The organism is Corynebacterium testudinoris, from assembly GCF_001021045.1.
In the GTDB taxonomy this organism is placed as follows: Bacteria; Actinomycetota; Actinomycetes; order Mycobacteriales; family Mycobacteriaceae; genus Corynebacterium; species Corynebacterium testudinoris.
Window position 1 is genome coordinate 1,756,034 of record NZ_CP011545.1, and the last position, 14,875, is coordinate 1,770,908.

The window sequence follows — 14,875 nt, forward strand, 5'->3', positions numbered from 1 at the left end:
TAAACGCAAAGCGCAGGAAATGTGAGAAAGCCCATCTACTGAGGGTGATTATTGGGGGTGCCCCAATGTTTGTGTCAAGTGGTCGGGGACACACTTGACGCGATGTTCCGGGGGTAGTGCACTGCTGACCGTTGGGTTTTGGTAAGTAGCTGACTCCGGGCGTATCAAACTGTGTGCGCCGGGGGATTTCTTACAGGTACTCCCCAAGGCGGCTCGGGTAGGCCACAGCCATCTGAATAGTGGCCTGCCTCCACCCAGCAACACGCGCGTCCTCCCCGCAGGCATCAGGGTATTGCACCGACCACTCGGATCTAAGACGCACTCTCTAAGTGGAAGAGCCCCTTTTGCGCGACACGGTCACTCCTCGATCCGCACTCGTCACCGTGACTCATGACTTGGAGCTAGCAGTGACAGCTGATCGTGTCGTCGTTCTCTTCGATGGGAGAACTGGCGAGGTACTTCAAGCACCGTCCGTTGAACGAGTCTTTGAGGCAATGCGAACTTCTTGATCCTCGGCACGAACCCCACAACCGCTTGAATGGCCTCCCTCCGAAGCCAGAGGGAGGCCAATGTGGGTAAATTGCTCCGCTAAACGCCCAGTGCGACAGCCAGTTCGCGCTTGATCTCCTCCAGTCGGGCGCGCCCTTCTTCGGGGGATTCGGCGATGACTTCGAGGTAGCACTTGAGCTTCGGCTCGGTGCCTGAGGGCCGTGCGATGACGCGGTCGGCGGCGCCAGTGAGGATTGCTAGGCCGGGCGTTCCGGGCAGTCCGAGGTAGCCGTCGGCCAGGTCGATGGTGCTGGTCACGGGCGATCCGGCGAACTGCTCCGGCGGGTTGGCAGCCAATCGGCCCAGTGCCGCCGCAATGTCCGCGGGGTCTTCCATGCGGATGGTCAGCGGGGCGGTGAGGTACCAGCCGTAGACGGTGCCGATATCGGCGAGGAATTCTCCGAGATCGGTCCGGGCGGCGAGGTCGGCCACGCGCAGGCAGGCGGTGATGCCGTCCTTGTCGCGGACGAACTCCGGGTCGGTGCAGTAGCCGAGGGCTTCCTCGTAGCCGTAGACCAGGCCCTCGGTGCGAGCGATCCACTTGAAGCCGGTGAGGGTGGGCTGGAAGTTCAAACCGTGGTTCTCGGCGATGCGGGAGAGCAGTCGCGAGGACACGATCGAGCAGGCCAGGGTACCGACGGCGCTTCTGCGGGCGGCATCCTCGCCGAGGAGTCCGCCGACTTGGTCGCCGGTGAGCTGCACCCAGCCATCGCCCTGCGGGATGGCGACGGAACAGCGGTCAGCATCCGGGTCAAGGGCGAGGATGAGGCGGGCTCCCTCGCGCTCCGCGGTGGCGATCGCCAGGTCCAGGGCGCCTGCTTCCTCCGGGTTGGGGAAGGCGACGGTGGGGAAGTCGGGGTCCGGGGTGAACTGTTCGGCGACGGGGATGATGTTGATGAACCCGGCCCGCCACAGCGCGGTGCGGAGGACTTCGCCTCCGACTCCGTGCATGGCGGTGATGACGATGGGCATGTCTCGTTCCATGGTTGGGACCAGGGAGACGGCGCGCTCCAGGTAGGCGTCGAGGACGTCGACGTTCTGCACGCCCTCGGTGCTCCGCGGAATCTCGTCAGCCCAACCGGCGGCCGCGATCTCGGCGGCGATCTCTTTGTCCGCCGGGGAGACGAGCTGCACGCCGGCTTCGTTGTCGCTGTTGACAACCCTCCCACCAAGGTAGACCTTGTAGCCATTGTCCTGGGGCGGGTTGTGGGAAGCGGTGACCATGACACCGGCATCACAGTCGAGGTGACGCACAGCGAAGGCGGTGACCGGGGTCGGGAGCTGCGCGGGAAGGAGGAGCACCTCGCACCCGGCGGCAGCGAGCACCTCGGCGGTGGCGCGCTGGAAATCGGACGAACGGTGGCGGGCATCGCAACCGACGACGACGCGGGGGCGCGGGGTCTTCGACACCAGCCAGGCGCCAAGCCCGGCGGAGGCGCGGGTGACGGTGGCGACGTTCATGGCCGATTCGCCACCGGCAATCGGGCCGCGCAGGCCCGCGGTGCCGAACTCCAGCGGACCGGCGAAGCGGTCTGCGAGCTCGGGGGACGAGGCGTCGATAAGCTCTTTGATCTCGGCGCGAGTGATCGGGTCGGGATCGTGGGTCATCCAGTCGTTGGGATTCACTTGAGGCCCTCCAGAACGTCAGCGCTGGACGAGCAGCCCAGGCGGGTGGCACCGGCGGCGAGCATGGCCAGCGCGGTGTCGGTATCGCGGATGCCGCCGGAGGCCTTGATGCCCAGGCGACCGCCGACAGCAGCATTCATCAGTTCGATGGCGTGGACGGAAGCGCCACCAGCCGGGTGGAATCCGGTGGAGGTTTTCACGAAGTCGGCTCCCGCACGCTCGGCGGCGAGGCAACACTGGGTGACCTGCTCATCCGAGAGTGCTGCGGTCTCGAGGATGACCTTGAGCACGGCGGTGGGAATGGCCTCGCGGACGGCGCGGATGTCGGCCTCGACGGCGTCGAAATCATCCTGGACGGCGTTGGCGAGGTTGATCACCATGTCCACCTCATCGGCACCCTGTTCAACAGACAGGGCAGCCTCCGCGGCCTTGATCTCCGAGTGCACGGCTCCCGAGGGGAAGCCACAGACGGTGGCGACCTTGACGTCGTCTGGCGTGGTCACCGGCAGCATGGACGGTGATACGCAGATGGAGTAGGTGTGCAGGGCGGCAGCCTCGTCGATGAGTGCGGCGACCTGGGCCGGGGTGGCTTCCGGCTTGAGCAGAGTGTGGTCGATGGTGTGGGCGAGTTCAGTACGGTTCATGGTGTTCCTTTTAGATAATGCGGTCATGAATAAGGGTGCGCGGGGCGGGTGCCTCATCCCCAATGCTCACGCCGTGGTTGATGGACTCGAGGGCGCGCTCGAAGCGTTCCGGGGTTTCGGTGTGGAGGGTGAGGATCTTCTGCCCCTTGGTCACCTTCTCCCCCAGCCCGGCATGGATCTCGATGCCGGCGCTGAGCTGCACGGGGTCTTCCTTGCGGGCACGCCCGGCGCCGAGGCGCCACGATCCCACACCTAAGGCCAGAGCCTCCAACTCGGTGACGTAGCCATCACGCTCGGCGAGGACATCGTGGGTGTGCGGAGCCACCGGCAAGGGGGCATCCGGGTCACCGCCTTGGGCGCGGATCATTTTCTTCCACGAATCCATGGCGCGACCATCCTTGAGAGCCTCCTCGACATCCGCGTCTGGGATGCCTGCCAACTCCAGCATGTTGCGGGCTAGCTCGCAGGTCAGCTCGATGATGTCGGCGGGGCCGCCACCGGCGAGCACCTCCACCGACTCGCGTACTTCGAGGGAATTTCCGATGCAGCGGCCGAGCGGGGTGTTCATGTCGGTGAGCAGGGCGCGGGTGTTCACGCCCGCATCCGTGCCGAGGTCGACCATCGTGCGGGCGAGCTCGCGAGCGGAGTCAAGGTCCTTCATAAACGCGCCGGAGCCGACTTTGACGTCGAGGACCAGCGAGGACGTTCCCTCCGCGATCTTCTTCGACATGATCGAGCTGGCAATGAGGGGGATCGAATCCACCGTGGACGTGATGTCACGCAGGGCATAGAGCTTCTTATCCGCCGGTGCCAGGCCCGCTCCGGCGGCAGCGACCACGGCCCCAGAATCCTCGAGGATCTCCATGAGACGTTCGTTGCTCACGTCCGCCATCCACCCCGGGATGGCTTCCAACTTGTCCAGCGTGCCGCCGGTGTGACCAAGACCTCGGCCGGACAGCTGCGGGACAGCCACCCCGTAGGAGGAGACGAGCGGGCCGAGCGGGAGGGTGATCTTGTCCCCCACCCCACCGGTCGAGTGCTTGTCCGTGGTCGGCTTGGACAGAGACGCGAAGCTCATGGTCTCGCCGGAATCAATCATCGCCTGAGTCCACTGCGCGATCTCAGATCGGTTCATTCCCCGCAGGAAGATGGCCATATTCAGCGCGGCCATCTGTTCATCACCGACGATGCCGCGGGTGTAGGCGTCGATGATCCAGTTGATTTGTTCGGAGGATAATTCGCCGCCGTCCCGCTTCGTGCGGATGACGTCTACGGCGTCAAAGGATTCGGTGGTCACTGTGTACTCCTCGGTATAGGACGAATTTTGTGACTCTGACTACTTGCGTAGCCCGGTATGACCCGATTATCATCGTTCCTAGAACAATTGTCAACCGATAATTTCTCTTTTGTTCGCTTCATGGTTGCCCTGCAGAAAGGACCCCGGCCATGACCCAACTCAGCGATACCGAGCTACTCCAGGCAGCCCGAGACGCCGCCACCCGCGCCTACGCCCCGTACAGCTCCTTCCCCGTCGGAGCCGCCCTGGTCAGCGCAGACGGCACCCTCTACACCGGCTGCAACGTCGAAAACGCCGCCTACGGCGAAGCGATCTGCGCCGAACGCAATGCCGTCACCACCATGATCGCCGCAGGTTCGCCACCCCGCTTGTCGGCGGTCGCGGTGGTCGGCCTCAAGGCCGCCCCCTGCTGGCCCTGCGGCGCCTGCCGCCAAGTCTTAAGGGAATTCCACTGCGAACGCGTCATCGTCGAGGATCCCGACGGCAACCCCGTCTCCCTCGCATTCGACGACCTCCTGCCGAACTCCTTCGGCCCCGACGCCCTCGAAGGGAAGTAGTCCACCATGGAACGTTTCCAAGGACTCATTGGCATCGCGCTTATCTTCGCGGTCGTCATTTTGTTGTCGTCCAACCGCAAGAAGATCAACTGGCGCACCCTCGGCGTCGGCCTCACGATGCAGGTCACCTTCGCCCTCCTCGTGCTCAAATGGGAGCCCGGGTTCGCAGCGCTTAAATGGACCGCCGATGGCATCCAAAAACTCATTGACTTCACTGCCGAAGGCACCTCCTTCGTCTTCGGCCCCCTCTTCGGAGAGAGCGTTGGTTTCGTCTTCGCCCTCAACGTCCTCCCCGTCATCATCTTCCTCGGTGCCATCATCGGAGCGCTGTACTACCTGCGCATCCTCCAATGGTTCGTCGAGATCGTCGGCACAGCCCTCAACAAACTCCTGGGCACCTCCAAAGTCGAGTCAGTGTGGGCCTCCACCGTCATCTTCCTCGGCCAATCCGAGGCACCTTTGGTCATCCGCCCCTGGCTGCCTAAGCTCACCCGCTCCGAACTGTTTGCCTGCATGACCGGCGGCTTCGCCTCCGTCGCCGGCTCCACCCTCATCGGCTATTCCCTGCTCGGCGCGCCGCTGCCCTTCCTCCTCGCGGCCTCCGTTATGAACGCCCCCGGCTCCCTCATCATGGCCAAAGCGCTCATCCCCGAGACCGAAGAGTCCGTCGCCTCCGCCGACGTCCGCACCATCCGCGACGAAGAGAACAAAAACATTATCGACGCCCTCGGCTCCGGCGCCATGGCCGGTGGCCGCATCGCCGTCACCGTCGGCTGCATGCTCATCGCCTTCGTCGCCCTCATCGCCATGCTCTCGGCCATGCTCGGCGGCATCGGCAACATCTTCGGCCAAGAAGGTTGGTCCCTCGAAGGCCTCTTCGGCATCATCTTCTCCCCGCTCGCCTGGGCCCTGGGCGTGCCGTGGGACGAGGCCAGCCTCGTCGGTAACTTCATCGGACAAAAGACGATCATCAACGAATTCGTCGGCTACACGTCCTTCTCCGAATACGTCGACGTGCTCAGCCCGAAGGCCATCATGATCACCACCTTCGCCCTGGCTGGCTTCGCCAACTTCTCCTCCATCGCCATCCAGATCGGCGCCTTCGGAGCACTTGTCCCCGAACGACGATCCGACATCGCCCAACTAGGCCTCAAGGCCCTGTTCGCCGGCTTCTGCACCAACATGCTCAACGCTGCGATTGTCGGCGTGGTGGCGCTTTAGGTACACCCCACGACTGAAGCCCTTGACGCCCCTGCGGACGTCAAGGGCTTTTCCTTTTAACCCAGGATCTGGGCTGCAACAACCGAGTCAACGACGAGGTGGGTGGCTAAGCCCATTCGCAGCGCCGTCTCGATGGCCTCTGCCTTTTCCCGCCCTCCGGCAACAAGGATTCGGGTAGGGCGCGTAGAGAGGTCATCCAACGTGATTCCCACGGTGCGCTCGTCAACGGAGGGCAACGCGATCTCCCCGTCGCGAGTGAAGAAACGAGAGCAGGCATCCCCTACTGCTCGCTCCACCAGCGTCTCGGTCTCCTTCTCGCTGAGGTAGCCCATGGTGAGCGGCAGCGATTCCTTGGTGGTGGCACCGACGGTGAAGATCACGACGTCGGTTCGTCGACCCAGCTCCAGCAAGTGTGCGATGTGACGGTCTTGCTCCACGATGCGCTTTGCCTCGACGTTGTCGAAGATCACCGGCAGGGGCAGCGTACGAGCGAAGGCGTCGAAGGCCTGGCAGAAGAGATTAATGGTTTCAATGTCATTGGTAGACGACTGGGTATAGCTCAGGCCGCCCTTGAGTTGGACGATCTCAACGCCGCGATGAGCGTGGTGATCCAGGCACTTGGCAACCGAATACATCGTGTTGCCCCAGGAGACGCCGACCAATTGGCCATCTTGGACGTGCTCGGACAGCACCATTGCGCCCATCCGGCCGAGCTCGCGCAGCAGCTCCTCTTCTCGTTGTCGCGCGGCTTGGACAACCCGCACCTCAACAAGTCCGGTGTAAGCAAACTTCTCCACGAGTCGCTGCGCGACTTCCCCGCCCATCTCTCGTGGATCGTGCACCTCTACGGTGACGAAACCACGCTGCCGTGCGTGCTGCAGCAACTTGGCTGCAGTGGGTCGAGAGACCCCAATCTCGGCAGCTACTTCCGCTTGGCTCAATTCCGATTCATAGTAGAGCTTCGCCGCTCTTAAGGCCTGCTCATCTCTACTATCCATAAGCAAAACTCTAGCAGTGGGCACTGGTGGATTTTTCGATGGGCCACACTGTGGGTGTGGACATGGCGCCGCTGATCTAGCGCATCACGCAGTGTTGAAGTTTACCGAGCAGGAGCGCCGGATTAGCGGACATAAGGTGATGGAAATCCAACCTCTGGTCACCTCCTGACCAGAATTACCGCCACGAGCACCCTGTCAAGCCCCGACCCGAAGCTCCAGCACACGTTGTCTCAAGAGGAGCCCAAAACCCGCACTTCCTAACAACTCCGAGGTCAATCCCCTTCCCAAACCTGCCAAGTTGTTAGGAAGTGCGGGTTTCCATCGACTCAGAGGGCTTAGCACCCTAAGGGCTACGAGTGATGAACCTCCATCCGCGCGCGACCTACCCCAGCACCTTCGTGTCCCCCAACCCAAAAATCCCCCTGCCATTGGCAAGGGGATGATCGTGGAAAAGAGGAGGCAGATTTACTCTGCGGTCTCCTCGGCGACCTCAACGGCGACGTCCTCAGCCTCAACGGCAGCGGCGGCCTCAGCAGCTGCGGCTTCCTCGGCGGCAGCCTTGGCAGCGGCCTCCTTCTCAGCCTGAGCCTTGGCCTCGGCCTCTTCCTTGGCCTTCTTCTTCTTTTCGGTCACGGCCTCGAGGGACGGACCATCGTTAGCCTCGGAGAGGGCCTGGTTGAACAGGTCCAGCTTGGAGGGCTTGGGCTCGGCAACGCGGAGGGTACCCTCGGCGCCGCTGATGCCCTTGAACTTCTGCCAGTCACCGGTGACCTTCAGCAGAGCGAGAACCGGCTCGGTCGGCTGGGCACCGACGGACAGCCAGTGCTGAGCGCGCTCAGAATCGATCTGGATGATGGAGGGGTCCTGCTTGGGCTCGTAGATACCGATGTTCTCGATGACCTTGCCGTCGCGGCGGGTGCGGGCGTCGGCGATGACCACGCGGTAGTGCGGGGTGCGGATCTTGCCGAGGCGCTGAAGCTTGATCTTGACAGCCATGATGGCTCCTTTAAGTCACTGGGCAGTTCAGTCACCCGCCAACTGCCGGCGGGCCGGTTCAACCCTTGGATTCACCTGCGTGTGACGTGTCCGTTTGACCGTGGTCAAGGGCGGCGCTACGCAGGAACTCGGACAACTATACCGGGTGCATCTCCCGATCAGAAATCCCCCACGCTTTCGGCGTCCACGAGCAGGTCTCGTCTGAGGCGAGGGGGTTACCTGTCATGGCGTAGGCGGTGGACCGTGACCCTCCGCAGACGGTGGCGAATTCGCATACGGAGCATTTTCCCTGCCACTGGGCGGAGTCGCGCAGGGCCTGGAAGACCGGGGAGTCGGAGTAGATCTCCGGCAATGGGGTCTGCTTGACGTTTCCGCAGTGCAGAGGCAGGAAGCCGTTGGGGTAGACGTCTCCGAGGTGATCGATGAACACGAAGCCGCTGCCGGCGTTGATGGCCATGGGTGGGCGAGGGCGGCGTCGAGAAGCAGCTGGCTGGGGACCCAGCAAGCGGGAGGTTTCCGCAGTGAGGAAGCGGTACAGTTCGCCACCTGCATAGGTGGCGCCGGGCTGGCTGCGCTGAATGACCACGCGGCGGTACTGCGGCGCCTCCGTCGTCTTGATGGCGACACGATCGGAGACGTCATGGAGCCAGTGGAGCACGTCCTCGCGCTGCTCAGCCGATAGGGCTGCCAGGCTCGAACCTCGGCCGGTGGGGACGAGGAAAAACACGCTCCACAGGCGCGCGCCGAGGTCAATAACCTGGGACAGAAGCGCCGGGGCCTCACGCACGTTTCCCGCGGTGAGGGTGGAGTTGATTTGAAGCCGGAAGCCGACGTCGGTGACGGTGCGCGCGGCGCTGATCGTTGCGTCGAAGGTGCCGTCAAAGCCGCGGAAGCTGTCGTGGGTGGCGGCGGTGGCACCGTCGAGGGAGAGGGACAGGGCGGAACCACCGGCGTCGTGAAGCTCTTCCAAGCTCGTGCGGGTCAGCCGAGGAGTCACCGACGGGGAGAGGGACACATTAAGACCCAGGGAAGTGCCGTAGCGGGTGAGGTCCACCAAGTCGGCGCGCTCGAAGGGGTCTCCCCCGGTGAGGACGACGAGGGGTGTGGGCTTGTCGTAGCTAGCTAGGGAATCGAGGAGAGCGAAACCCTCCTCGGTGCTGAGCTGGCCGGGCGCGGCGGAATGCTGGGCGTCCGCACGGCAGTGCTTACACACGAGCTGGCAGGCCCGGGTGACCTCCCAAATCGCGATAAACGGCTTGGCGCCGATGTCATGGTGGACCTGCCGAACGAGCGGGGTGCGACTCATGCCTCCAGATTAAACCCGACTGGACTCAGGTTAAAACCGGAGAGCTACTTCTTGCCCTGACCAAAATCGAGGTTATCCAAATCAATACCCTCCATGCCCTTGGGCATCTTCGGCATTCCCGGGAGCTTCGGCATACCAGGCATACCCGACATTCCACCGCCTGCTTCCATCTGCTTCTGCATTTGCTGCAGCTGAGCCATGTCAGGCATCCCCGGCATTCCACCCGGCATCTGCGGCTGGGTAGGACGGTTCTTCACCGGCTTGCGCTTGCCACCCTTACCCTTGCGGCCCTTGGGCTTCTTCTTGGTGGCGGAGCGATTCACACCCGCGCCCGGCAACCCGAATTGGCCGGCCATCTGGCTCATGGCCTTCTTGGCTTCAAAGAACCGGTCGACGAGCTGATTGACATCGGTGACGGTGACGCCCGAACCAGCGGCAATGCGCTTGCGGCGGGAAGCGTTGAGGATCTTCGGGTCGGAGCGCTCGCCGGGCGTCATGCCGCGAATGATGGCCTGGATGCGATCAAGCTGCTTCTCATCCACCATGTCAGCCATCTGGTTCATCTGCTTGCCGCCGGGCAGCATCTTCAACAGGTTGCCGATGGGGCCCATGCGACGGATCATGAGCATCTGATCGAGGAAGTCCTCGAGCGTCAACTCCCCCGCGCCGAGCTTGGCGGCGGTCTCCTCCGCCTGCTGCTGGTCAAAGACCTGCTCCGCCTGCTCGATGAGGCTGAGCACATCGCCCATACCGAGGATGCGGCTGGCCATGCGCTCGGGGTGGAAGACATCGAAGTCGTCGAGCTTCTCACCCGTGGAGGCGTACATGATGGGCTTGCCGGTGACCTCGCGGATCGAGAGGGCGGCACCACCGCGGGCATCGCCATCAAGCTTGGTCAACACAACACCGGTGAAGTCGACGCCATCGCGGAAGGCCTCGGCGGTGCTCACCGCATCCTGGCCGATCATGGCATCGATGACGAAGAGCACCTCATCGGGGTTGACGGCGTCGCGGATGTTTCGCGCCTGCGTCATCAAGGTTTCATCGATGCCCAAACGGCCGGCGGTATCGACGATGACCACGTCATGCTGGGTACGGCGAGCTTCCTCGATGCCTGCCTGCGCCACGGCCACGGGATCACCGTGGGAGGTCCCCATCTCGTGCTCAAAGGAATCGACCGAGGTACCCGGGTCGGGAGCAAAAGTGGGGACTCCGGCTCGCTCACCGACGATCTGCAGCTGCTGGACCGCCCCCGGGCGCTGCAAGTCACAAGCGACGAGCATCGGGGTGTGGCCCTGCTTGATCAGGTGCTTGGCCAGCTTGCCCGCCAAGGTCGTCTTACCAGCACCTTGCAAACCAGCGAGCATGATGACAGTCGGCGGAGTTTTTGCCAGCTGCAGACGACGGGTTTCGCCGCCGAGGATCTCCACGAGCTCCTCGTTGACGATCTTGACCACTTGCTGCGCCGGGTTGAGCGCCTCGGAGACCTCTGCCCCCGCGGCGCGTTCTTTGATGCGCTTGATAAAGCCACGCACAACCACCAAGGACACGTCGGCTTCGAGGAGCGCGAGGCGGATTTCGCGGGCAGTGGCATTGATGTCCGCCTCCGTGAGCTTGCCTTTTCCGCGCAGCCCAGTGAGGGCGCTTTGGAGGCGGTCGGACAGAGACTCGAACACTAGGACACTCTCCCTGGATTTTGGGCAGTTACAACTTTCCCATGTTAGCCCGTTGCAAGCGCCCGGGTCACATCCTTGTCTACCTGGGCCCGGTCGAACGCACCCTGAATGGCTACTTGCACGATGAAGGTCGCGCCCGGGCTCCGGGCCTCCAGCCACGACACGTCCGGCAGCACGGTCAGCAGCGCGCCCAACACGCCGGAGCGAAAGGCGGTTCGGACTTCCAGGACGTTGCCGTTCCAATAGGTCGCGGTGGGCCCGGGCTGGCTCGGGGGCACGGTGGAGTAAACCCCCGACTTATAGGCTTGCACGAGGGCATCGGCGTCAGCCGCTTCCACGAGCGTATCGACGGCCGGTCGCACGTCCAGCTCCACGTGCACCAGGCCATCTGAGTCCCTAGCCAGGCGAGCACCCATGATCGTCCAGGCCTTCGCCGCGGCCACCGCCAGGACCCGCACGCACTCCCGCTGGTAGCTCCCCCGCCACCACACGGTAAGCGTCTGGGCCTCGTCGTTGAGGCGTAGCCCCAGATCCGTCGGGGCGTGGAGGTGCGGTCGGACGGGGACCAACTCGGTGAGGGTGTGCCGGGCTCGGCGGGTGAGGGTTCGCAGTCCGGACTCCAGGCGGCGGTTCCACACTCCGGGGCCCGTGGCGCGGGCATCGGCTTCGGTGAGCACCTCCAACAGGTTGACGCTGATGAGGTCGTAATGGAGGGCGTCGAGAAGCTGGTCCCGGGTGGCGTCGGAGGCGGGATCCGCCGTGGCCACCAGGCGGGCAATGGTGGTGTGTTCCGCGACGAGAGTTTGCACGCGCGAACGGTCCGGAAGGTTCAGGCCCAGGCGAAGTGCCATCCTGGCGACGAACTCGGCGCCGACCTGCTCATGGGGGCGGCCGTAGCCTTTGCCGATGTCGTGGAACAAAGCGGCCAGCAACAGCAGATCGGGGCGGGCCACCTGCACGGTGGCCGCGGCGCACTGGGCGACGGTGACCAGCGAGTGGGCATCAATCGTGTGGATGTGGGTTCGCTCGCGGGGAAGGCGCCCGCGGATGTGCGCCCACTCGGGAACCATGGGCTCCCATAGGCCGTGTCGATCCAGGTCCTCGATGACCCGGGCACTGTGCTCCGGGGAGGCAAGCAGGGCGAAAAAGTCATCGGTCGCGGCCGCCGGCCACCGGGGTGGCAATGCGGGGACTTTCTGGAGCTGCAGCCACGTGTGCTCAGCGATGGGCAACCCGGTGCGAGCGGCGGCTGCCGCGACACGGAGCATCAACGCGGAGTCAGAATAGTCCGGGTTGCGCGACAACGTGATGTACCCACCACCATCGACAACATCAAGGTCAAGCGGCCGCCGGGACACCGCCCGGGAGCGGCCAGCCAGCACGGCGCGGGCGGTGGTGAGCCCACTGTTAAGGGCGTCATCGACCCGACGGGCAGATTCAGCCAGCGTGGTGGACAGCTCGTAGCGGTCAGCCATCCCCAGCTGGGCGGAAATATCCTCGGCGAACTCGGGGTCGAGCACATCCCGGAGTCGGCGAGCCGCCCGGTGCAGCAAAGTCCGGGTATCCAGCAGGAGGGTGCGCTCGCGAGCCACGGGCGCGGCATCACAAAGGTTCGCCATGGCCAGCGCATTGAGCAGATCAATGTCCCGCAACCCCCCACGCCCGTGCTTGAGGTCCGGGTGCGTCATGGCGACCACCGAGCCGGCGCGCCGCCAGCGGGACGCCGCCGTGGAGACCAGGGCGTCGAAGTTCCGGGAAATCTCGGTGCGCCACCGACTGCGGACGAGCGCATGGGCCCGCTCGCTGAGGTCCGCGTCTCCCCGGAGGTGGCGCATTTCCAGCAGTGCGAGCGCCGCGGTGGAGTCGGCGGTGATCATGCTGGCGCATTCTTCGGGCGTGCGCACAGAGTAGTCGAGGCGGAACTTGGCATCCCAGATCGGGGTCCAAATTCGCTCAACCTCCTCGGGAGTTGGGGGGCTATCCGCCGGATGCACGAGGATGAGGTCGAGGTCGGAATACTCGGTCATTTCCCGCCGCGCGAGGGAACCGGTGGCGACGAGCGCGCAGCCGTCCGGGAGCGGCAGGGTCTGCACAAGGCCGAAAGCCCGGGCCACGACCTGCTCCCGCACTGCGGCGGGGTCAGGGTGGTTATCCGGGCTGGTCGGGCGGTGATCCGGGTTCGGATCAGATGGCATCATCGTTGCGCTCGCCGGTGCGGACGCGAATGACGTGGTCGACGGTGGTCACCCACACCTTGCCGTCTCCGGCCTTGCCGGTATAGGCGGCCTTGGTCACGGCGTCGAGGACATCATCGAGCATGTTGTCGCGGGTGAGGATTTCCAGTTTGACCTTGGGCACAAACTCGGTGGCGTATTCTGCGCCGCGGTAGACCTCGGTGTGTCCGCGTTGCTGGCCATATCCTTGAGTCTCGGTGACGGTCATGCCGTGTACTCCGACTGCTTCGAGGGCCTCACGAATGTCTGCCAGCGTGAATGGTTTGACTACTGCTGTCACGAGTTTCATTCTCTACTCCTGGTTGCTGTCGCGGGCGTCGTCGGCGGAAGTGCTCACCGATCCCGAGTATGGGCGGGCGGGCTGGTCTCCCGCAACAAATCCTACTGCCCCTCCAGTGAAGGGTCGTGGCTCGCGTCCGACTAGGTCGTCGTAGGCGGATTCGCGGTGCTCGTGGATGTCGATGCCCTCGAATTCGGCTTCGTCGTCGATGCGCCAGCCCAGCGTTGCCCGCAGGGCGAGGCCAATGATCGCGGTGATTACTCCGGCGAAGATCATGGTGACCAAGGCGATGACGATTTGCACGACGAGCAGCTTCAGTCCGTCAATGCCGCCGCCGGTGAAAACACCGCTGTCCGTTGCCACGAACGCCAGCCCGACGGTTCCCCACAGCCCGGCGACGAGGTGCACACCGACCACGTCGAGGGAGTCGTCGTAGCCAAAGCGGTACTTCAGCCCAACGCCCAGGCAGGCCAGCGCGCCGCCGATAACGCCCAGAATGATCGAGGTCAGCGGCGTCAGCGCACCCGCCGCCGGGGTGATGGTGACCAGGCCAGCCACCACACCAGAGGCGGCACCCAACGAGGTGGGATTGCCGTCACGGAGCTTCTCGACGCCCAGCCACCCCAGCATCGCTGCCGCCGTTGCGGCAGTCGTATTCAGCCAGGCCATGCCTGCGGCACCATCCGCGGCAAACGCGGATCCACCGTTGAAACCAAACCACCCGAACCACAGGAGAGCGGCACCAAGCATGACGAAGGGGAGGTTGTGGGGGCGCTGCGCGGCCGTGAGGAAGTCACGGCGACGGCCCACGAGCAGGGCCAACACCAGCGCGGCCGTTCCGGCGGAGATGTGGACGACGGTGCCGCCGGCGAAGTCGATCGGGGCGATGGTGGCTTCCCCGTCCGTGGTGCCAAACATCCAGGCGGCGAGGCCGTTCTCCGCGTGGGACAGCAGTCCCCCACCCCAGACCATGTGGGCGAGGGGGAAGTAGACGAAGGTCGACCACAGTCCGGAGAAGACCAGCCAGGTGCCAAATTTCACGCGGCCGGCCAGCGCTCCGGAGATCAATGCGGTGGAGATAACAGCGAAGGTGAGCTGGAAGGCGATGTCGATAACGTTGGCGTACCCGGATGCTCCGGCGAGGTAGTTACCGGCGGAGTCGGTGATGGAGTCCCGCAGGCCGAAGAACTCCAGCGGGTTGGCCACGATGCCCAGCCAGGACTCGGTGCCGTAGGACATTGACCAGCCCCACAGGATGTACACCACGCTGACCACACCCAGGGTGCCAAACGACATCATCATCATGTTCAGTGCGGAACGGCGACCCGTCATGCCTCCGTAGAACAGTGACAGCGCGGGCGTCATCAGCAGCACCAGCGATGCTGAGATGAGCATCCAACTGGCGTTTCCCGACGCCATCATGACTTCATCCGCGTTCATGTGCGGACCTCCTCGTTATCGAATTCCCTAAACTATCGTGCGACAGGTTTT

At 64.0% G+C, this 14,875-nt stretch carries 12 protein-coding genes; 2 read left to right on the forward strand and 10 right to left on the reverse strand.

Going from position 1 to position 14,875, the window contains the following annotated elements; translation table 11 throughout:
* Positions 1-588: 588 nt before the first annotated feature.
* The 3 genes from CTEST_RS08430 to CTEST_RS08440 are packed head-to-tail and all read right to left on the reverse strand — an operon-like array spanning position 589 to position 4,116.
* Positions 589-2,157, reverse strand: coding sequence for a phospho-sugar mutase (locus CTEST_RS08430; protein WP_047254336.1), 1,569 nt, complete (start codon positions 2,155-2,157; stop codon positions 589-591).
* Positions 2,158-2,171: 14 nt separating this feature from the next.
* On the reverse strand, positions 2,172-2,819 hold the full coding sequence (gene deoC, locus CTEST_RS08435; protein WP_047253364.1) for a deoxyribose-phosphate aldolase: 648 nt from the start codon (positions 2,817-2,819) through the stop codon (positions 2,172-2,174).
* A 10-nt stretch (positions 2,820-2,829) separates the two neighbouring features.
* Positions 2,830-4,116 carry a thymidine phosphorylase gene (locus CTEST_RS08440; RefSeq protein ID WP_047253365.1) on the reverse strand — a complete coding sequence of 429 codons (1,287 nt, stop codon included), beginning with the start codon at positions 4,114-4,116 and terminating at the stop codon, positions 2,830-2,832.
* A 149-nt stretch (positions 4,117-4,265) separates the two neighbouring features.
* On the opposite strand from CTEST_RS08440, the gene CTEST_RS08445 reads away from it, so the two are divergent.
* A complete protein-coding gene (locus CTEST_RS08445) occupies positions 4,266-4,673 on the forward strand; it encodes a cytidine deaminase (protein ID WP_047253366.1) in 408 nt (135 codons plus the stop codon).
* A gap of 6 nt (positions 4,674-4,679) precedes the next feature.
* Positions 4,680-5,894, forward strand: coding sequence for a NupC/NupG family nucleoside CNT transporter (locus CTEST_RS08450; protein ID WP_047253367.1), 1,215 nt, complete (start codon positions 4,680-4,682; stop codon positions 5,892-5,894).
* A gap of 56 nt (positions 5,895-5,950) precedes the next feature.
* On the opposite strand, the gene CTEST_RS08455 is transcribed toward CTEST_RS08450, so the two are convergent.
* The 7 genes from CTEST_RS08455 to CTEST_RS08485 form a co-directional block, all read right to left on the reverse strand.
* Positions 5,951-6,892 (reverse strand): sugar-binding transcriptional regulator, encoded by a 942-nt coding sequence (locus CTEST_RS08455; RefSeq protein WP_047253368.1) that lies wholly within the window; start codon positions 6,890-6,892, stop codon positions 5,951-5,953.
* A gap of 465 nt (positions 6,893-7,357) precedes the next feature.
* Complete coding sequence (gene rpsP / locus CTEST_RS08460) at positions 7,358-7,888, reverse strand: 30S ribosomal protein S16 (RefSeq protein WP_047253369.1); 531 nt, start codon at positions 7,886-7,888, stop codon at positions 7,358-7,360.
* Between the two features lie 136 nt (positions 7,889-8,024).
* On the reverse strand, positions 8,025-9,194 hold the full coding sequence (locus CTEST_RS08465; RefSeq protein WP_047253370.1) for a TIGR04053 family radical SAM/SPASM domain-containing protein: 1,170 nt from the start codon (positions 9,192-9,194) through the stop codon (positions 8,025-8,027).
* A gap of 44 nt (positions 9,195-9,238) precedes the next feature.
* Positions 9,239-10,870, reverse strand: a complete 1,632-nt coding sequence (gene ffh, locus CTEST_RS08470) for a signal recognition particle protein (protein ID WP_047253371.1) — start codon at positions 10,868-10,870, stop codon at positions 9,239-9,241.
* Between the two features lie 44 nt (positions 10,871-10,914).
* Positions 10,915-13,068, reverse strand: coding sequence for a [protein-PII] uridylyltransferase (locus CTEST_RS08475; RefSeq protein WP_236686065.1), 2,154 nt, complete (start codon positions 13,066-13,068; stop codon positions 10,915-10,917).
* Positions 13,055-13,393 carry a P-II family nitrogen regulator gene (locus CTEST_RS08480; RefSeq protein WP_047253373.1) on the reverse strand — a complete coding sequence of 113 codons (339 nt, stop codon included), beginning with the start codon at positions 13,391-13,393 and terminating at the stop codon, positions 13,055-13,057. Before CTEST_RS08480 ends, CTEST_RS08475 begins: the two co-directional genes overlap by 14 nt.
* A 3-nt stretch (positions 13,394-13,396) precedes the next feature.
* Positions 13,397-14,824, reverse strand: a complete 1,428-nt coding sequence (locus tag CTEST_RS08485; protein ID WP_083985518.1) for an ammonium transporter — start codon at positions 14,822-14,824, stop codon at positions 13,397-13,399.
* Positions 14,825-14,875 lie beyond the last annotated feature (51 nt).